The organism is Rhizobacter sp. P2_H3 (genome assembly GCF_056403355.1).
Genome location: NZ_JBFUFQ010000017.1, coordinates 21,052 through 37,131 on the forward strand (window position 1 = coordinate 21,052; position 16,080 = coordinate 37,131).

The window sequence follows — 16,080 nt, forward strand, 5'->3', positions numbered from 1 at the left end:
TCATTATTGCACCGGCATGACGGGAATCAACCCCGTGGCTTTCCCTCAAGCCTTGCTGGATGCTGTTTTCTTCAGCGTTCTTTTTCGGCGTTCTCCCCCGCATCCCCATGAAAGCCTCCCAGTTCTTCGTCTCGACCCTCAAGGAAGCTCCTGCCGACGCGGAAGTCATGAGCCACAAGCTGATGCTGCGCGCGGGGTTCATCAAGCGACTCGGTGCAGGCATCTACACCTACATGCCGATGGGGCTGCGGGTGATCCGCAAGGTGGAGGGCATCATCCGCGAGGAGATGAACCGCGCCGGCGCCGTCGAGCTGCTGATGCCGGTCGTGCAACCGGCCGAGCTGTGGCAGGAAACAGGGCGCTTCCAGAAGATGGGGCCGGAGCTGCTGCGCGTGAAGGACCGGCACGACCGCGACTTCATCATCCAGCCGACCTCCGAGGAGGTCATCACCGACATCGCGCGCCAGGAGCTGCGCAGCTACCGCGCGCTGCCGAAGAATTTCTATCACATCCAGACCAAGTTCCGCGACGAGCGCCGCCCGCGCTTCGGCGTGATGCGCGGCCGCGAGTTCACGATGAAGGACGCCTACTCCTTCGACCGCGATCTCGATTCGGCGCGCAAGAGCTACCAGGCGATGTTCGACGCCTACGTGCGCATCTTCGAGCGGCTGGGCCTGCAGTTCCGCGCCGTGGCTGCCGACACCGGCGCGATCGGCGGCGAGGTCTCGCAGGAGTTCCAGGTCATCGCCGACACCGGCGAAGACGCGCTGGTCTACTGCCCGACCTCCGATTTCGCCGCCAACATCGAGCTTGCCGAGGCCCTGCCCGCGGTGGCGCAGCGCGGCGCCGCCACCGCCGCGCTGAAGCGCACGCCGRCGCCCAAGGCCAGCACCTGCGCCGATGTCGCGGCGCTGCTGGGCGTGCCGCTGCAGACCACGGTGAAATCGCTGGTCCTCGCGACCGACGAGAAGGACGACGCCGGCGACCTGAAGCAGACGACGCTCTGGTTGCTGCTGGTGCGCGGCGATCATTCGCTGAATGAAGTCAAGGCCGGCAAGCTGCCCGGCTTCAAGGAAGGCTACCGCTTCGCCACCGTGTCGGAGATCGAGGACCATTTCGGCTGCAAGCCCGGCTACCTCGGTCCGATCGGCCTGCGCAAGCCGGTGAAGATCGTCGCCGACCGCACCGTCGCCAACATGAGCGACTTCATCTGCGGTGCCAACGAGCCCGACATGCACATCACCGGCGTCAACTGGGGGCGCGACCTGCCCGAGCCCGACCTGGTGGCCGACATCCGCAACGTGGTCGAGGGCGACGCGTCGCCCGACGGCAAGGGCGTGCTGGCGATCCAGCGCGGCATCGAGGTCGGCCATGTGTTCCTGCTCGGCACGAACTACACGAAGGCGATGAACGCCACCTACCTCGACGAATCGGGCAAGCCGCAGCTGATGATGATGGGCTGCTACGGCATCGGCGTCACCCGCATCCTGGGCGCGGCGATCGAGCAGCGCCACGATGAACGCGGCATGCTGTGGCCGACCGCGATCGCACCGTTCAGCGTCGTGATCTGCCCGATCGGCTACGACCGCTCGGCCGAGGTGCAGGCCGCCGCCGACAAGCTGCACGACGAACTCGAGGCCCTCGGCATCGACGTGATGCTCGACAACCGCGGCGAGCGCCCGGGCGCGATGTTCGCCGATTGGGAGCTGATCGGCGTGCCGCACCGCGTGGTGCTGTCCGACCGCGGCCTGAAGGAAGGCAAGGTCGAGTACCAGGGGCGCGCCGATGCGCAGGCGACGGCGGTCGCGGCCACCGAGGTGCTCGAGTTCGTGAAGGCGAAGCTGGCGTCATGACGCGCGAGTGGCCCGCGGCGGCGTCCTCCGCTGCGGGAGCCGTGCGGCGGCRGTGGTTGCTGGCCGCCGCGGCCGCTCCGTGGCTGGCCGCGCTGCCGGTGCACGAGGCGTTGGCCGGCGCGCAGGTCGAGGAGCCGCTCGCCGATGCGGTGCGCGGTGCGTTGGCCGCGGCGATCGCGAACAGCGCGCCGCCCAAGCCCGTCTTCGTCACCACCGAGGCCCGCCTGACCTACCTGCGCTGGCTCGGCGAGATGAGCAGCCGCCTGAAGAAGCGCAAGGCCGAGCACGTCACGCGCATCGAGTTCCTCGACACGCTGTGGTACGAGAGCACGCGCGCCGGGCTCGAGCCCGCGCTGATGCTGGGCCTGGTGCAGGTGGAGAGCGGCTTTCGCAAGTACGCGATCAGCAGCGTCGGTGCGCGCGRCTACATGCAGGTGATGCCGTTCTGGGCGCGGCTGATCGGCGATGGCGACGTGAGCCGGCTGTTCCACATGCAGACCAACCTGCGCTTCGGCTGCGTGATCATGCGGCACTACCTTGATGTGGAACGTGGCGACCTGTACATGGCGCTCGGCCGCTACAACGGCAGCCGCGGCAAGCCGGAGTATCCGAACCTGGTGTTCGGCGCCAAGAAATACTGGGACTACAAACCTGGCTAGAGGCCGGTCCACGGCGTGGGTGTCGCGGCCGCCACGCCCAGCATCGACAGCACCCGCTCCACCGTTTCGTTCACCAGTTCGTCGATCGTGGTCGGGCGGTGATAGAACGCCGGCAGCGGCGGGAAGATCACGCCGCCCATTTCGGTCACTGCGGTCATGTTGCGCAGGTGCGCCAGGTTGAACGGCGTCTCGCGCACCATCAGCACGAGGCGGCGGCGCTCCTTCAGCGTCACGTCGGCGGCGCGCGCCAGCAGGCTGTCGGAGAACCCGTGCGCCACCGCGGCCAGCGTCTTCATCGAGCACGGCGCGATCACCATCGCCGAACTCGCGAACGAACCGCTCGCGATCGCGGCGCCGACATCGGCCGGGTTGTATGCGGTGTGGGCCAGCGCTTCGAGTTCACGCCGGTCGAGGCCGAGTTCGTGATGAACGTTCAGCACACCGGCCGGGCTGGCCACCAGGTGGGTCTCGCAGCCGAGCACCTTCAGCCGCTCCAGCAGCCGCACGGCATAGACTGCGCCGCTGGCGCCGGTGACGCCGACGACGATGCGCTGCGGCACCGGGATCAGACCTTGGCGCCCAGCACCTGCTGCAGCTCGCCCGCCTGGTACATCTCCATCATGATGTCCGAGCCGCCGACGAACTCGCCGTTCACGTACAGCTGCGGGATGGTCGGCCAGTTCGCGTAGTCCTTGATGCCCTGGCGCACGCCTTCGTCCTCGAGGACGTTGACGGTCTTCAGGTCGGTCACGCCGCAGGCCTTCAGCACCTGCACCGCGCGGCCGGAAAAACCGCACATCGGGAATTGCGCCGTCCCCTTCATGAACAGGACCACGCGGTTCTGCTTGACGAGGTCATCGATGCGTTGCTGTACGTCGCTCATGGTCTGGCGCCGGCGGGTCCGGCAGAGTTCAGGGTGGAAGGGACGACGTTATACGGCAAACCGCGGGCCGTTCGTGCCGGCACCCGGCATGCCCCCGGGCGAAATGCGCCTTCAGAACGAGTACGACACGCCGAGCTGCAAGACCGGCTGCAGCCGCAGCTCGCGAACCTGGTCGTCCAGGCTCTGGCCGAGGTTGCGCCCGAAGCGGCCGGCCAGCACACCGACGTCGGCGGAGAAGCCCCATCCCCCCTTGACCGACAGCCCGGTGTAGCCGATGCCGACATAGGGCGAGGTGGCGCTGTCGGTGCTGCCGTCCGGCGTGGGATTGATGCGGCGGTCGATGCTGAACTGGCTGCCGCTGCCAGGGCCGCTCCACGGCGAGGAGCGCGGGCCGAACAGCACGCCGCTGGTGGCGCGCAACCCGCCGGCGGCGCCCTGGTTGAACGAAGGGGTCAGGTAGTAATCAGCCATCAGGCTCAGGCTGCTGAGCTTCAGGGGGGTGGTGTCGAAGCCCGGCGCGTCGATGCGCAGGCCGGGACTGGCGGTGCCGAGGCTGATGCGGCCCTGCAGGTTGCTCCACCCGAGGCCATTGCCGGCACCACCACCGCCGGCGTCGAGGGCCATCGCAGCTTGCGCGCTGACGAGCGCCAGGGCGCCCATGCCGATCCACTTCCACCTCGGGTTCCACATGGCGACTCTCCTTGCGACGGGTGTGACGGGAGACGAACCTGCGGGCCGCTGAAGGCCTCGGGACCATGCTACGCCGGCCGCACCCGCTTGTGGGTGGCGTCCCCGCGACTGAGTGGAAACAGTCGTGAGTGTGTGCGGTTCTGCCGGTGGCGGGCTCAGTGCGTGGCCTGCCGCCAACGGCCGCCGGTGCAGCGGTCGTTGCCGCCCAGGTCGCGCCGGGTGCTCACGTCCTGCAGCCCGGCCGCGGCCAGCAGGGCCCGCACGGCGCCTGCTTGGTCGTGCCCGTGCTCCAGCAACAGCCAGCATCCATCGCGCAAGTGGGCACTGGCACCAACGACGATCTCGCGCAGCGAATCCAGGCCGTCGCCGCCCGGCGTCAACGCGAGCCGGGGTTCGTGGCGCAGGGCGTCGAGGTGATGGTCGTCGCCCGCGATGTAGGGCGGGTTGCCGACAATCAGCTCGAAACGGCGGCCCGCAACCGGCCCCCACCAGTGGCCGGGCAGCAACGCGATCGACAGGCCCAGGGCTTGCGCATTGGATTCCGCGACCGCCAGCGCGTCGGCGCTCATGTCGACGGCGGTGAGCTCGGCGCGCGGGCAGCGGTGCTTGATCGCGAGCGCGATGGCGCCGGAGCCGGTGCCCAGGTCGAGCACCTGCGGCCGGCCGGCGGCCGCGAGCTCGGTGCCGAGCAGTTCCAGGGCCCAGTCGACCAGCGTCTCGGTGTCCGGCCGCGGCACCAGCACCGCCGGCGAGACCTGCAGCGTCAGGCCGTGGAACTCCTGGCGGCCCAGCAGGTAGGCCACCGGCTCGCCGGCGCTGCGGCGCGCGACCAGCGTGTCGAATTGCGCGGCCTGGTCCGGCGCCAGCGCGTCGTCGCCATGGGCCATCAGCCAGCTGCGGTCGCGGCCGAGCACCGCGGCGAGCAGCAGCTGCGCGTCCAGCCGGTCCAGCCCCGCGGCACGTGCGCCTGCCAGCGCAGCGTCGACGGTGGCCTGGCTCACGCGCCGCGTCCTTCCAGCTCGGCCAGCTGCTCGGCGGCGCTGGCCGCCTGCAGCGCAGCCACCACGTCGTCGAGTTCGCCTTCCATCACAGACTGCAGCTTGTAGAGCGTCAGGTTGATGCGGTGGTCGGTCAGCCGGCCCTGCGGGAAGTTGTAGGTGCGGATGCGGTCGCTGCGGTCGCCGCTGCCGATCAGGCCCTTGCGCGTGGCCGCCTCCTTGGCGGCGCGCTCGCTGCGGTCCTTCTCGCGCAGCCGCGCGGCCAGCACGGCCAGCGCCTTCGCCTTGTTGCGGTGCTGCGAGCGGTCGTCCTGGCATTCGGCGACCAGCCCGGTCGGCAGGTGGGTGATGCGGATCGCGCTGTCGGTCTTGTTGACGTGCTGGCCGCCGGCGCCGCTCGCGCGGAAGGTGTCGATGCGCAGGTCGGCCGGGTTCAGCTGGATCTCCTCGGCCTCGTCGGGCTCCGGCATCGCTGCGACGGTGCAGGCGCTGGTGTGGATGCGCCCCTGCGTCTCGGTCTGCGGCACGCGCTGCACGCGGTGCCCGCCCGATTCGAACTTCAGCCGCGCGTACACGTCGTCGCCGTCGACGCGCAGCACCACTTCCTTGTAGCCGCCGAGATCGGACATGCTCTCGGACATCAGCTCGGTGCGCCAGCCGCGGCGCTCCGCATAGCGGGTGTACATGCGCAGCAGGTCGGCGGCGAACAGCGCCGATTCGTCACCGCCGGTGCCGGCGCGGATCTCGAGGAAGGCATTGCGGCCGTCGTCCGGATCGCGCGGCAGCAGCGCGGTCTGCAGCTCGCCCTGCAGGCGTTCGAGGTCGGCCTCGGCGGCGGCGATCTCCTCGCGCGCCATCTCGGCGAGGTCTGCGTCAGCCAGCATGTCGCGCGCGGCCAGCAGGTCGCGCTCGCGCTGCTGGTAGCGGCGAAAGCGCTGCACCACGCCGTCGACCTCGGCGTGCTCGCGGGTCAGGCTGCGGAAGCGGTTCATGTCGCTGACCACCGACGGGTCGGCGAGCGATGCATCGAGTTCGCTCAGCCGCAACGCGAGGCGTTCGAACTGCTGGCGGAGGGTGTCTTTCATCGGGGCTCCGGAAAGGGTTCGCGGAGCCGGCGCGCGGCCGAAGCCGCAACAGGGTGCGCCCGCCCCGCCGTCATGCGGCGGACGGGGCGTCGCTAGTGGTTGTCGCCCGGCTTGCGCGGCGCGCCGCGCAGGAAGAGGCGCGACACCGTCTGCGCGAGCGCGGCACGCTGCTCGCTGTCGGCGGCATGCAACTCGGCGAGCGTGCCGTGCAGCATCTTCTGGGTCAGGCCGCGGGTCAGCGCCTCCAGCACCGCATCGAGGTCCTCCCCCTTCGCGAGCATCTTGCGGGCGCGGGCGATCTCGGCGGCGCGCCAGTCGTCGGCCTGCGCATTCAGCGCCTGGATCAGCGGCACGGTGCCGCGCTGGTCGAGCCAGTGCACGAAGCTCTGCACGCCGCTCTCGATGATGACCTCGGCCTGCTGGACCGCGGCCTGGCGCTTCTCGCCGGCGGTCTGCACCAGCGCCGACAGGTCGTCGACGGTGTAGAGGTAGACGTCGTTCAGCCGCGAGACCTCGGGTTCGATGTCGCGCGGCACGGCCAGGTCGACCATGAACATCGGGCGGTGCTTGCGCGCCTTCAGTGCACGCTCGACGGCGCCCAGCCCGATGATCGGCAGCGAACTGGCGGTGCACGAGATGACGGCGTCGAACTCGCCGAGCCGGGCCGGCAGGTCGGACAGGCGGATCGCCTCGGCGCCGAAGCGGCTGGCCAGCTTCTCGCCGCGATCGAGCGTGCGGTTGGCCACCGCCATCGCGCGCGGCGCGCGGGCCGCGAAGTGCGTGGCGACCAGCTCGATCATCTCGCCGGCGCCGACGAACAGCACCTTGGTGTCGCGCAGGTCCTCGAACAGCTGCGAGGCCAGGCGCACCGCGGCAGCGGCCATGCTGATCGAGTGCGAGCCGATTTCGGTGGAGGTGCGCACGTCTTTCGCGACCGCGAACGAGCGCTGGAACATCTGGTGCAGCGTGGTGCCCAGCGTGCCGGCGGTGCTGGCCTCGCGCACCGCCTGCTTCATCTGGCCGAGGATCTGCGGCTCGCCCAGCACCATCGAATCGAGGCCGCTCGCGACGCGGAAGGCATGGCGCGCCGCGGCGCCGCCCTCCAGCACGTAGGCATGGTCCATGAAGTGGTTGCTCGCCACGCCACCCACGCCCGCCAGCCAGTCGATCGCCGGGCGCACCAGCGCCGGCTCGGCCGCGCAGTACAGCTCGGTGCGGTTGCAGGTGGACAGGATCGCCGCCTCGGGGCTGCCGCTCGGGCGCGCAACCCGCTCGCGGAAACCCTGCAGCGTCGGCGCCAGCTGCTCGAGCGTGAACGCAAAACGGCCCCGCAAATCCAGCGGAGCCGTCGTGTGGTTCAGACCGAGGGCGAAGACACTCATGGGCAGATTATAAAATTTGCAACGCCGTCGGGCGTTTGCCGATTCTCAAGACCGTCATAGGCGCTGACGATTCGTCACAATAACGCGGTTTGTCGGCAACTTCCGGGCCAGCTTTTGCGAGAACCAGTCGATGGGACCTTTGGACGCACTGTGGCACCTGCTGAACTTCCTCGGACCCGCTTTCGGCGTCACCGCGCTGGCGTCGGCACTGACCAAGCTGCTGTGGCGGCGTGAACTGGCGAACGTCCGCTGGGCGCGGCTGTGGCTGTGGTCGGCGGGCGTGGCCAGCGTGGTGACCATCGTCGGCCTGGCCTGGCTGGGCCGGGACGGCAAGATGGCCACCTATGGCGCGATGGTCGTCGGCTGCGCGCTCACCCTCTGGTGGGCCGGTTTCGGACCCGGCCGGCGCTAGACGACCGCCACTTCGTCCCGCGTCACCACCTCGCCCCGCAGCGAATGCGGGTAGGCCAGCGTGATGTTCACGTCGATCATCTGCCCGACCAGCCGTGCCGGGCCGGCGAAGTTGACGATGCGGTTGCACTCGGTGCGGCCCATCAGCTCGTCCGCATCCTTGCGCGACGGGCCTTCGACCAGGATGCGCTGCACCGTGCCGACGCGCGACTGCCCGATGCGCCGCTGGTTGTCCTCGATCACCGCCTGCAGGTGCTGCAGCCTGGCGAGCTTGGTCTCATGCGGCGTGTCGTCGGCGAGCGCCGCGGCCGGCGTGCCGGGGCGCGGGCTGTAGATGAAGCTGAAGCTCGAATCGAAGCCGACGTCGTCGATCAGCTTCATCATCCTCGTGAAGTCGTCCTCGGTCTCGCCGGGGAAGCCGACGATGAAGTCGCTCGACAGGCTGATGTCCGGCCGCACCGCGCGCAGCTTGCGGATCGTGCTCTTGTACTCGAGCACCGTGTAGCCGCGCTTCATCGCCATCAGGATGCGGTCGCTGCCGTGCTGCACCGGCAGGTGCAGGTGGTTCACGAGCTGCGGCACGCGGCCGTACACCTCGACCAGCCGGTTCGTGAACTCGTTCGGGTGGCTGGTGGTGTAGCGGATGCGCTGGATGCCGGGGATCGCGGCGACGTACTCGATCAGCAGTGCGAAATCGGCGATCTCGCTGGTATCGCCCATCGCGCCGCGGTAGGCGTTGACGTTCTGGCCCAGCAGCGTCACTTCCTTCACGCCCTGGTCGGCCAGGCCCGCCACCTCGACCAGCACGTCGTCGAACGGCCGCGAGACCTCTTCGCCGCGGGTGTACGGCACCACGCAGTAGCTGCAGTATTTCGAGCAGCCTTCCATGATCGAGACGAAGGCCGTCGCGCCCTCGACGCGCGCCGGCGGCAGGTGGTCGAACTTCTCGATCTCGGGGAAGCTGATGTCGACCTGCGGGCGCTGCTGCCGCTGGCGCTGCTTCAGCAGCTCAGGCAGGCGGTGCAGCGTCTGCGGGCCGAACACCACGTCGACGTACGGCGCGCGTTCGATGATGGCCGCGCCTTCCTGGCTCGCGACGCAGCCGCCGACGCCGATCATCACGCCCTTGGCCTTCAGGTGCTTGACCCGGCCGAGGTCGCTGAACACCTTCTCCTGCGCCTTCTCGCGCACCGAGCAGGTGTTGAACAGGATCAGGTCGGCCTGCTCCGGGTCCTGCGTGGGTTCATAGCCTTCGGCCGCGTGCATGACGTCGGACATCTTGTCCGAGTCGTACTCGTTCATCTGGCAGCCGAAGGTCTTGATGTAGACCTTCTTGGTGCGTTCTTCCATCACGACCTCGTCACGGCTTGGTCCAGACCTGCGCGGCCTGGTCGAAGCTCCAGGTCTGCGTCTGCTCGACCGTGGTCGGCCACGGCACGACCTTGATCTCGTCGTCGCGCAGGATCCACACGTCCTTGATCAGCCCGGTGAACTCGGTGGTGTAGTGCACGACCAGCTTGCTGCCGACCAGCGGGCCGGTCAGCACCAGCAGGTTGTTCTGGCCGCGGATGCGCACCCCCGGGGCGAGCTGTGCCGGCTTGCCGTTCAGCGTGACCTGCGGCGGGTTGTCGAAGGCGATCACGCCGCGCAACGCGTTCTGCGGGAACGGGCGTTGCGCCTGGGCGGCGGCGGGCAGGGTGGCGCAGGCGAAGGCGAGGGCTGYGGTTGCAGCGATCACACAGCGGTACATGGTGTTGATCCAGTGGCTGTCGGTCAGACGGAACGGGGATTCTAGGCCCCACACTCGGGGTCATGATCGAACCGCTGCTGCTGACCTCCGCCCGCGTCTCCACTTTCGACGGCACCCTCCCGCTGACCGGTGCGAGCGGCTTCTTCTTCGAGCGCGACGGGCGGCTCTTCCTCGTCACCAGCCGCCACGTGCTGATCGATGGGCCAAGCAAGCACTACCCGAGCCGCATCGAGATCGAGCTGCACACCGACGCCGTCAACCTGACCCGCTCGATCGGGCTGTCGATGCTGCTGTACCGCGACGGCAAGAGCGTGTGGCGCCAGGGGCGCGATGCCGGCGGCGAGATCGACGTCGCGGTGCTCGAGATCGAGCGCGCGGCGCTGCCGGTGGGCGTGGCGATGGTGCCGTTCACGCCCGACCACCTGCAGCATTCGCTCGACGAGGTGGAGGTCGGCAGCTCGCTGCTGGTGGTCGGCTTCCCGCTCGGTTTCCACGACGTGGTGCACCACCTGCCGGTGGTGCGGCAGGCGGCGATCGCGTCCTCGTTCGGCGTGCGCTTCCAGGGCCAGGGCTATTTCCTGACCGATGCGCGCACGCACCGCGGCACCAGCGGCGCACCGGTCGTGATGCGCCATCCGCACGGCGGCGCGCTGCCGTGGAAGCTGCTCGGGATCCACTCGTCGCGCATGGACATGGGCGGGCGCGACCTCGAACACGATGAATCGCTGGGCCTGAACTGCGCCTGGTACGCCGACATCCTGATGACGCTGACCGACGACGAGGCGGCCATCGCCCCGTGACGCTCGCGGCCGTGGCGAGCCCGCGGCGGGCAAATCTCCTTGAAATCGTCACAGGTATGTCGGATCGCGGTGGTACTGTCGGAGTGTTCGCCGTTCAAAGTCGTTCCCGAAAGGCCTCATGAGCATGACCCGTTCCGCGCCTCGCCGACCCTCGACCGATGCGCCCGCCGTCTTCAAGGCGCCCCCCGCGACCCCCGCGGCTCTCAAACGACAGGCGCTGCGCAATGCCTTGCTCGGCACGGTGGAGCTGCTGCAGCACCGGCAGGCGGAACAGATCAATGCGAAGCTGATCGACGAGTACGTGGCACTCGACTGGTTCGAGTGGCGTGGCGGCTCGCTGCAGATCACGCTGACGGGCGAGAACATCTGCAAGCAGATCCGCAGCGGCCTCGTCTGAAGGCGTGATGCCCGGTGCGTTCGCATAGCCCAGCAGGGCTTTGCCGGCGGGCCGTTTCCGGCCAGGGCGTACCATGCGCCCGGTAGGCATGCATAAGACCGTCTTTCAGCAAGTCCTCATCCCTCGTTCCCGGGCCTGTTCCGGGGATGCCGGTTGACAGTCCCATCGTTGATTTTCTTGGCGTCTCTGCACTGCGCAGCATGTGCTGCGCATGACTCGAAAGGAATCGACATGACGACTCAAACGCAAACCGGCACCGTGAAGTGGTTCGACGAAGGCAAGGGCTTCGGCTTCATCACGCCGGACGGCGGCGGCAAGGACCTGTTCGCCCACTTCAGCCAGATCCAGGGCGGCGGCTTCAAGAGCCTGGCTGAAAGCCAGCGCGTTCAATTCGAGGTGACGCAGGGCCAGAAGGGCCCGCAAGCCTCGAACATCGTCCCGGCCTGACCGGAACGCAGGGGCCCGGCACGCGCTGGGTCTCTCAAGAAAACCGCGGCCTTGGTCGCGGTTTTTTCATTGGAGGGCGCGACATGAAGAACCTGCAGGAAGCTACCGAGCGCATCTGCGACCTGAAGGGCTCGCTGGTCGCGATGGACGCGCTGATGGCGGCGCTGATCCGCGTGCTGCCCGCCGAGCAGCGTGCAGAACTGCGCACGAGCTTCGAGGACAACGCCGAGGTTGCGCGAACCGTGATGCTGCATGCGTCGATCTCGGAACTCTCGATCGCCGCCTTCGAGCGCGACGTGGAGCGCACCACCGCGCTGATCGGGCCCTAGGCGCTTGCCCGTGCCCGCTCAGGCCTTCAGGTCGTGCTCGCGCAGCATCACCGGCTCCAGCGAGCCGGCGGCGAAGCGGCGGCGCACCGCGGCATCGATGTCGGCACGGTGGGCGGTGTAGGTGGCCACCGCGTCGGCACCGTCGAGGGATGCCCGGTAGCGGTAGTGCAGCGCCCGCATGCTGATGCTCGCCCCGATCGACGCGCCGTCGTCGAGCAGCACCCAGAAGCGCACGTCGCCCGAGGCGTCGTGGAGAAAAGGCGGGGGAGTCATGGCAGCGCACCCCGGGCGGGCGGGGCATGGCAAAGGAGCCTGATCGTATACCCCTCGCGTATACCCCTCGGCTTGGTTGACACGCCGTGGCAGTCTTGAACCAGGACGGTCGGCGATGTGACGGATTTCGTGCCAGGTGACGTGCCGCGTCGGCGGCCCTGCCCGGCGCAGCGCGGGCGGCCCCGCTGGTCCGCAACTTGCCATTGGATGCCTGTCGCCGCCCCGTGCGGCCTTCCGAAAGGCATCCGATGTCAGCACCCGAGTCGTCGACCGCAGAAGTGGCCAAGCTGCTGCACCGCCTGTGGATGCGCGTGAGCCGCGGCGACAGCGAGTTCGGCGACGACATGCAGGACACGGTGGTCGACCCCGACCGCGGCCTGGCCTTCGCCGACACCGAGGTCGAGGACCGCTTCCGCTTCGGTCCGAGCTACGGCCTGAACTGACCCGGCGCGTTCAGGACCAGCCCGCGTCGACGACGAAGCTCTGCGCGGTGCACATCTTCGAATCGTCGGCGGCGAGGAACAGCGCCATCGTCGCGATGTCTTCCGACTGAAGCCGCCCCGGCAGGCACTGGTTCGCGTCGAGATCCTTCTCGGACTCCGGCGTGACCCACATCCGCAGCTGCTTGTCCGTCATCACCCAGCCCGGCACCAGCGCATTGACGCGGATGTTGCGCTTGCCCAGGTCCTTCGCGAGCGAGCGCGTCAGCCCATGGATGGCTGCCTTGGTCGTCGCGTAGGCCGGGTAGCCGGCCCCCTTGATCATCCAGCTGATCGAGCCGAGGTTGATGATCGAGCCGCCGCCCAGGCCGACCATGTCGTCGACCACCGCCTGCGCCGCGAAGAACTGGTGGCGCAGGTTGACGTTCATGCACTGGTCCCAGAACTCCGGCGTCACTTCCTCGACCCGGTGGCGCTGGTCGTTGGCGGCGTTGTTGACCAGCGCGCCGATCGGACCGAACGCGCTGCGGGTCTGCGCGATGGCCGCCTGCAGCGCCGCGACGTCGGTCACGTCGCAGGGCATGAACAGCGGCTTCGGCGCGCCGTGCGGGTTGGGCCGCGCGGCGATCTCCGCCAGCAGCGCATCGGCGGCTTCGCGGTTGCGGCCGACGAAGCCGACCTTCGCGCCCTGCGCATGGAAGTGCTCGACGAAGGCGGTGCCGATGCCGGTGGTGCCGCCGCTGATGAAGACGGTGCGGCCTTCGAGGCTCGGGTAGTGGGCGAACTGGGTCATGGGAGGTTCCTGGTGTTCAATCGACCAGCCCGCGCGCCAGCGCCAGCCGGTGCAGGCCGCGCGCGGTCAGCGCCTCGGCATGGGCGATCGCCTGCAGGCCGCGCGCCGCCAGCGCACGCTCGTAGCGGCGGGTCAGCGCGGCGCTGCCGATCAGGTGGACGGTGCCGGTGGCCGGCGCGAGCCCGTTCAGCTCGTGGCCGACCAGCAGGCCCGACAGGTACGACGGTGCCGCCGCGCCGCTCAGCTCGCCGAACAGGCCGAGCGTGCGCACGCTGAAGAGCTGGTTCGGCAGGCCGCCGCTGCCGCGGCTGGTCTCGAGCCCGCGCGCGAAGGCGGCCTCGTCGTCGCCGGCCTCCTTGTCCATCAGCGCACCGAGCAGGCTGTGCTGCGTCAGCAGCGCATAGAGCTCGCCGGTCATCGCGGTGTGCAGGCGCGTGATGCGGCCGTGCTCGACGGTGATCCACTTGCTGTGCGTGCCGGGCAGGCACAGCGTGTGCGGGCCGCTGCCCTGCAGTTCGTCGAGCAGGCCCAGCACCTGGGTCTCCTCGCCGCGCATCACCTCCGGTGCACCGTGCGCTGCGCGGTCGCTCATGCCAGGCGCGATGAAGAGCTGCCGGCCCGGCAGCGCCGGCGCCTCGAACGCGAGCATGCCGGCGGCGATCGCGTCGGCCCCGGCCGGGCAGGCGACGTAGGGCACCTCGCGCCAGCCGTTGCGGCTGCCGATCATGCCGGCCATCACGATGTGCGGATCGTTCCAACCGTCGATCTGCTCGGCCAGCACCGCCTCGAAGCGGCCCTGGCAGGCGAGCAGCGCGGCCGGGGTGCTGCGCTGCGCCAGCACGTGGCCGGCGGCATCGAGGCGGTAGGCGCGCAGGCTGCTCGTGCCCCAGTCGACGGCGATCATCGGGCGGCCTGCAGCGCGGTGACGAACGCGCGTGCCATCTCGCTGGTTCGCGACACGTCCTGCCCCGGCTTGTAGAGGTCGCTGCCGAGGCCGGCGCCGATGCAGCCGGCGCGCAGGTACTCGCCCAGGTTGGCCGGCGTCACGCCGCCCACCGCGAACATGGGCACGCCGGCCGGCAGCACCGCCTTCAGCGCCTTCACATGGCCGGTGCCGTAGGTGGTGGCCGGGAACAGCTTCAGCGCCTGCGCACCGGCATCGAGCGCGTCGAAGGCTTCGCTTGCGGTCGCAAAGCCGGCCGCGACCTGCAGGCCGCGCTGCACCGCGTACGCGATCAGCGAGGGCCGGGTGTTCGGCGTCACGACGAGCTTCGCGCCGACCTCGACCAGCGCATCGACATCGGCCGGCTTCAGCACCGTGCCGCCGCCGATCAGCGCCCGGCTGCCGAAGCGCTGCACGATGTCGGCGATGCTCTTCTGCCATTGCGGCGAGTTCAGCGGGACTTCGATCGCATCGAAGCCGGCATCGACCAGGGCCTGCGCATGGGGCAGGGCTTCTTCGGGGCGGATGCCGCGCAGGATCGCGATCAGCGGCAGGGAGGTGGGCCAGGTCATGGGGCGACAGCGTAGCGAGCGCTCCGGTGTCGCACAAATGAAATTTTGGGCCGCCGGCATGCCAAAACAGCGGCCCGTCAGCCCCTCAGTCCGGCTGCTCCCGCGCCCGCTGCAGCAGCAGTTCGCGTTCGCGCTCGTTGCGCGTCATCCCGGCGGCGCGCTCGAAGGCCTCGCGCGCCTCGGCGTGCCGGCCCAGCCGCGCGAGCAGGTCGGCGCGCACGCTCGGCAGCCAGTGGTAGTTCGCGAGCGCCGGTTCGGATTCGAGTTCGTCGACCAGTTCCAGCCCGGCGGCCGGCCCGAACGCCATGCCGACCGCCACCGCGCGGTTCAGCGCCACCACCGGCGACGGCGCCACCTGCTCGAGCGCGTCGTACAGCGCGACGATCTGCACCCAGTCGGTGTCGTCGGCGCGGCGCGCGCGGGCATGGCAGGCCGCGAGTGYCGCCTGCAGCGCATACGGGCCGCGCGCGCCGCCCAGCGCCTCGGACTGCGCGAGCGCCGCGAGGCCGCGGGCGATCATCGGCGCATCCCAGCGGCTGCGGTCCTGCTCCATCAGCAGCACCGGTCGGCCTTGCGCATCGGTGCGCGCGGGCGTGCGGGAAGCCTGGATCTCCATCAACGCGACCAGGCCGTGCACCTCGCTCTCGCCGGGCACCAGGCCGGCCAGCACGCGGCCGAGCCGCAGTGCCTCGTCGCACATGGCCGGGCGCATCCAGTCGTCGCCGGCGGTCGCCGAATAGCCTTCGTTGAACACCAGGTAGATCACCTCCAGCACCGACCCGAGCCGCGCCGCGCGCTCGGCCGCCTGCGGCACCTCGAACGGCACGCGCGCCGCGCTCAGCGTGCGCTTGGCGCGCACGATGCGCTGCGCGATCGTCGGCTCCGGCACCAGGAAGGCCCGCGCGATCTCGTCGGTCGTCAGCCCGCCCAGCAGCCGCAGCGTCAGCGCGACGCGCGCATCGGTCGACAGCACCGGGTGGCAGGCGGTGAAGATCAGGCGCAGCAGGTCGTCGCCGATGTCGTCCTCGCGCGCCGCATCGAGCCCGTCGACGAAGTCGGGCACCACGTGCGCCTGCAGCGCGTCCATCTCGTGGCCGAGCTCCTCCTGCTTGCGGGCATGCAGCGCTTCTTGCCGCAGCCGGTCGAGCGCGCGGTGCTTGGCGGTGGTCATCAGCCAGGCCGCCGGGTTGTCGGGCAGCACGCCGCCCTCCCAGTGCTCCAGCGCGGCGAGCAGCGCGTCCTGCGCGAGTTCCTCGGCCAGGCCGACGTCGCGCACGATGCGCGCGACGTGCGCGATGATCTTCGCGGCCTCTGCGCGCCAGACGGCTTCGATCGCACGGTGTGTCTCGGTGCGTGGTTCGGTCGATTCCACCGG

21 protein-coding genes are annotated in these 16,080 nt (G+C 69.6%); 8 read left to right on the forward strand and 13 right to left on the reverse strand.

Annotated elements, in window-relative coordinates; genetic code table 11:
* The first annotated feature begins 107 nt into the window (after positions 1-107).
* Complete coding sequence (locus AC1D1T_RS05645) at positions 108-1,853, forward strand: proline--tRNA ligase (protein ID WP_477991579.1); 1,746 nt, start codon at positions 108-110, stop codon at positions 1,851-1,853.
* Positions 1,850-2,512, forward strand: a complete 663-nt coding sequence (locus tag AC1D1T_RS05650; RefSeq protein ID WP_477991581.1) for a lytic transglycosylase domain-containing protein — start codon at positions 1,850-1,852, stop codon at positions 2,510-2,512. The genes AC1D1T_RS05645 and AC1D1T_RS05650 overlap by 4 nt, the downstream gene beginning before the upstream one ends.
* Here the strand turns inward: AC1D1T_RS05650 and AC1D1T_RS05655 are convergent.
* The 6 genes from AC1D1T_RS05655 to hemA all read right to left on the reverse strand — a co-directional run bounded on the left by AC1D1T_RS05655 (position 2,509) and on the right by hemA (position 7,550).
* Positions 2,509-3,072 carry a UbiX family flavin prenyltransferase gene (locus tag AC1D1T_RS05655; RefSeq protein WP_477842844.1) on the reverse strand — a complete coding sequence of 188 codons (564 nt, stop codon included), beginning with the start codon at positions 3,070-3,072 and terminating at the stop codon, positions 2,509-2,511. The two genes, AC1D1T_RS05650 and AC1D1T_RS05655, sit on opposite strands and share 4 nt — an antisense overlap.
* Positions 3,073-3,077: 5 nt before the next feature.
* Positions 3,078-3,395 carry a Grx4 family monothiol glutaredoxin gene (gene grxD, locus AC1D1T_RS05660; RefSeq protein ID WP_047500156.1) on the reverse strand — a complete coding sequence of 106 codons (318 nt, stop codon included), beginning with the start codon at positions 3,393-3,395 and terminating at the stop codon, positions 3,078-3,080.
* A 111-nt stretch (positions 3,396-3,506) separates the two neighbouring features.
* Positions 3,507-4,085: a hypothetical protein gene (locus tag AC1D1T_RS05665; RefSeq protein ID WP_465110917.1), complete on the reverse strand. Its 579-nt coding sequence runs from the start codon at positions 4,083-4,085 to the stop codon at positions 3,507-3,509.
* 155 nt (positions 4,086-4,240) lie between these two features.
* Positions 4,241-5,086: a peptide chain release factor N(5)-glutamine methyltransferase gene (gene prmC, locus AC1D1T_RS05670; RefSeq protein WP_477828411.1), complete on the reverse strand. Its 846-nt coding sequence runs from the start codon at positions 5,084-5,086 to the stop codon at positions 4,241-4,243.
* Positions 5,083-6,168 carry a peptide chain release factor 1 gene (gene prfA / locus AC1D1T_RS05675; protein ID WP_477991583.1) on the reverse strand — a complete coding sequence of 362 codons (1,086 nt, stop codon included), beginning with the start codon at positions 6,166-6,168 and terminating at the stop codon, positions 5,083-5,085. Before prfA ends, prmC begins: the two co-directional genes overlap by 4 nt.
* A 92-nt stretch (positions 6,169-6,260) precedes the next feature.
* Positions 6,261-7,550, reverse strand: coding sequence for a glutamyl-tRNA reductase (hemA, locus tag AC1D1T_RS05680; RefSeq protein ID WP_477828421.1), 1,290 nt, complete (start codon positions 7,548-7,550; stop codon positions 6,261-6,263).
* Positions 7,551-7,680: 130 nt separating this feature from the next.
* On the opposite strand from hemA, the gene AC1D1T_RS05685 reads away from it, so the two are divergent.
* Positions 7,681-7,962: a hypothetical protein gene (locus AC1D1T_RS05685; protein WP_047500164.1), complete on the forward strand. Its 282-nt coding sequence runs from the start codon at positions 7,681-7,683 to the stop codon at positions 7,960-7,962.
* Here AC1D1T_RS05685 and miaB read toward each other — a convergent pair.
* Both miaB and AC1D1T_RS05695 read right to left on the reverse strand, forming a co-directional pair.
* Positions 7,959-9,311 carry a tRNA (N6-isopentenyl adenosine(37)-C2)-methylthiotransferase MiaB gene (miaB, locus tag AC1D1T_RS05690; protein ID WP_477828902.1) on the reverse strand — a complete coding sequence of 451 codons (1,353 nt, stop codon included), beginning with the start codon at positions 9,309-9,311 and terminating at the stop codon, positions 7,959-7,961. The genes AC1D1T_RS05685 and miaB overlap by 4 nt on opposite strands.
* A gap of 10 nt (positions 9,312-9,321) precedes the next feature.
* Positions 9,322-9,699, reverse strand: coding sequence for a hypothetical protein (locus tag AC1D1T_RS05695; protein ID WP_477991585.1), 378 nt, complete (start codon positions 9,697-9,699; stop codon positions 9,322-9,324).
* A gap of 74 nt (positions 9,700-9,773) precedes the next feature.
* On the opposite strand from AC1D1T_RS05695, the gene AC1D1T_RS05700 reads away from it, so the two are divergent.
* From AC1D1T_RS05700 to AC1D1T_RS05715, 4 genes are all read left to right on the forward strand, one after another.
* Positions 9,774-10,511, forward strand: a complete 738-nt coding sequence (locus tag AC1D1T_RS05700) for a trypsin-like peptidase domain-containing protein (RefSeq protein WP_477991587.1) — start codon at positions 9,774-9,776, stop codon at positions 10,509-10,511.
* A gap of 124 nt (positions 10,512-10,635) precedes the next feature.
* Positions 10,636-10,908 carry a hypothetical protein gene (locus AC1D1T_RS05705; RefSeq protein WP_465110922.1) on the forward strand — a complete coding sequence of 91 codons (273 nt, stop codon included), beginning with the start codon at positions 10,636-10,638 and terminating at the stop codon, positions 10,906-10,908.
* Positions 10,909-11,139: 231 nt separating this feature from the next.
* Complete coding sequence (locus AC1D1T_RS05710) at positions 11,140-11,355, forward strand: cold-shock protein (protein WP_047500174.1); 216 nt, start codon at positions 11,140-11,142, stop codon at positions 11,353-11,355.
* 83 nt (positions 11,356-11,438) lie between these two features.
* Positions 11,439-11,684 (forward strand): hypothetical protein, encoded by a 246-nt coding sequence (locus AC1D1T_RS05715; protein WP_047500176.1) that lies wholly within the window; start codon positions 11,439-11,441, stop codon positions 11,682-11,684.
* A gap of 18 nt (positions 11,685-11,702) precedes the next feature.
* Here the strand turns inward: AC1D1T_RS05715 and AC1D1T_RS05720 are convergent, their stop codons facing one another.
* On the reverse strand, positions 11,703-11,957 hold the full coding sequence (locus AC1D1T_RS05720; protein ID WP_477826858.1) for a DUF1488 family protein: 255 nt from the start codon (positions 11,955-11,957) through the stop codon (positions 11,703-11,705).
* 248 nt (positions 11,958-12,205) lie between these two features.
* Between AC1D1T_RS05720 and AC1D1T_RS05725 the strand changes: the two genes are divergently transcribed.
* The gene (locus AC1D1T_RS05725; RefSeq protein ID WP_477826857.1) at positions 12,206-12,400 is read left to right on the forward strand and encodes a hypothetical protein; all 195 of its coding nucleotides are present in this window, start codon (positions 12,206-12,208) and stop codon (positions 12,398-12,400) included.
* Between the two features lie 10 nt (positions 12,401-12,410).
* On the opposite strand, the gene AC1D1T_RS05730 is transcribed toward AC1D1T_RS05725, so the two are convergent.
* The 4 genes from AC1D1T_RS05730 to AC1D1T_RS05745 form a co-directional block, all read right to left on the reverse strand.
* Positions 12,411-13,190 (reverse strand): SDR family NAD(P)-dependent oxidoreductase, encoded by a 780-nt coding sequence (locus AC1D1T_RS05730; RefSeq protein ID WP_047500180.1) that lies wholly within the window; start codon positions 13,188-13,190, stop codon positions 12,411-12,413.
* A 16-nt stretch (positions 13,191-13,206) separates the two neighbouring features.
* On the reverse strand, positions 13,207-14,094 hold the full coding sequence (locus AC1D1T_RS05735; protein ID WP_465110923.1) for a 2-dehydro-3-deoxygalactonokinase: 888 nt from the start codon (positions 14,092-14,094) through the stop codon (positions 13,207-13,209).
* Complete coding sequence (locus tag AC1D1T_RS05740) at positions 14,091-14,705, reverse strand: 2-dehydro-3-deoxy-6-phosphogalactonate aldolase (RefSeq protein ID WP_477826856.1); 615 nt, start codon at positions 14,703-14,705, stop codon at positions 14,091-14,093. The genes AC1D1T_RS05735 and AC1D1T_RS05740 overlap by 4 nt, the downstream gene beginning before the upstream one ends.
* A gap of 85 nt (positions 14,706-14,790) precedes the next feature.
* A complete protein-coding gene (locus AC1D1T_RS05745) occupies positions 14,791-16,077 on the reverse strand; it encodes an RNA polymerase sigma factor (RefSeq protein WP_477991589.1) in 1,287 nt (428 codons plus the stop codon).
* Positions 16,078-16,080: the final 3 nt, after the last annotated feature.

Excerpts from the sequence above, each read along its gene's own strand:
- grxD (WP_047500156.1), bottom strand. The coding sequence starts at position 3,395 with ATGAGCGACGTACAGCAACGCATCGATGACCTCGTCAAGCAGAACCGC.
- AC1D1T_RS05665 (WP_465110917.1), bottom strand. The coding sequence starts at position 4,085 with ATGTGGAACCCGAGGTGGAAGTGGATCGGCATGGGCGCCCTGGCGCTC.
- prfA (WP_477991583.1), bottom strand. The coding sequence starts at position 6,168 with ATGAAAGACACCCTCCGCCAGCAGTTCGAACGCCTCGCGTTGCGGCTG.
- hemA (WP_477828421.1), bottom strand. The coding sequence starts at position 7,550 with ATGAGTGTCTTCGCCCTCGGTCTGAACCACACGACGGCTCCGCTGGAT.
- AC1D1T_RS05685 (WP_047500164.1), top strand. The coding sequence starts at position 7,681 with ATGGGACCTTTGGACGCACTGTGGCACCTGCTGAACTTCCTCGGACCC.
- miaB (WP_477828902.1), bottom strand. The coding sequence starts at position 9,311 with ATGGAAGAACGCACCAAGAAGGTCTACATCAAGACCTTCGGCTGCCAG.
- AC1D1T_RS05700 (WP_477991587.1), top strand. The coding sequence starts at position 9,774 with ATGATCGAACCGCTGCTGCTGACCTCCGCCCGCGTCTCCACTTTCGAC.
- AC1D1T_RS05705 (WP_465110922.1), top strand. The coding sequence starts at position 10,636 with ATGACCCGTTCCGCGCCTCGCCGACCCTCGACCGATGCGCCCGCCGTC.
- AC1D1T_RS05710 (WP_047500174.1), top strand. The coding sequence starts at position 11,140 with ATGACGACTCAAACGCAAACCGGCACCGTGAAGTGGTTCGACGAAGGC.
- AC1D1T_RS05715 (WP_047500176.1), top strand. The coding sequence starts at position 11,439 with ATGAAGAACCTGCAGGAAGCTACCGAGCGCATCTGCGACCTGAAGGGC.
- AC1D1T_RS05720 (WP_477826858.1), bottom strand. The coding sequence starts at position 11,957 with ATGACTCCCCCGCCTTTTCTCCACGACGCCTCGGGCGACGTGCGCTTC.
- AC1D1T_RS05725 (WP_477826857.1), top strand. The coding sequence starts at position 12,206 with ATGTCAGCACCCGAGTCGTCGACCGCAGAAGTGGCCAAGCTGCTGCAC.
- AC1D1T_RS05730 (WP_047500180.1), bottom strand. The coding sequence starts at position 13,190 with ATGACCCAGTTCGCCCACTACCCGAGCCTCGAAGGCCGCACCGTCTTC.
- AC1D1T_RS05735 (WP_465110923.1), bottom strand. The coding sequence starts at position 14,094 with ATGATCGCCGTCGACTGGGGCACGAGCAGCCTGCGCGCCTACCGCCTC.
- AC1D1T_RS05740 (WP_477826856.1), bottom strand. The coding sequence starts at position 14,705 with ATGACCTGGCCCACCTCCCTGCCGCTGATCGCGATCCTGCGCGGCATC.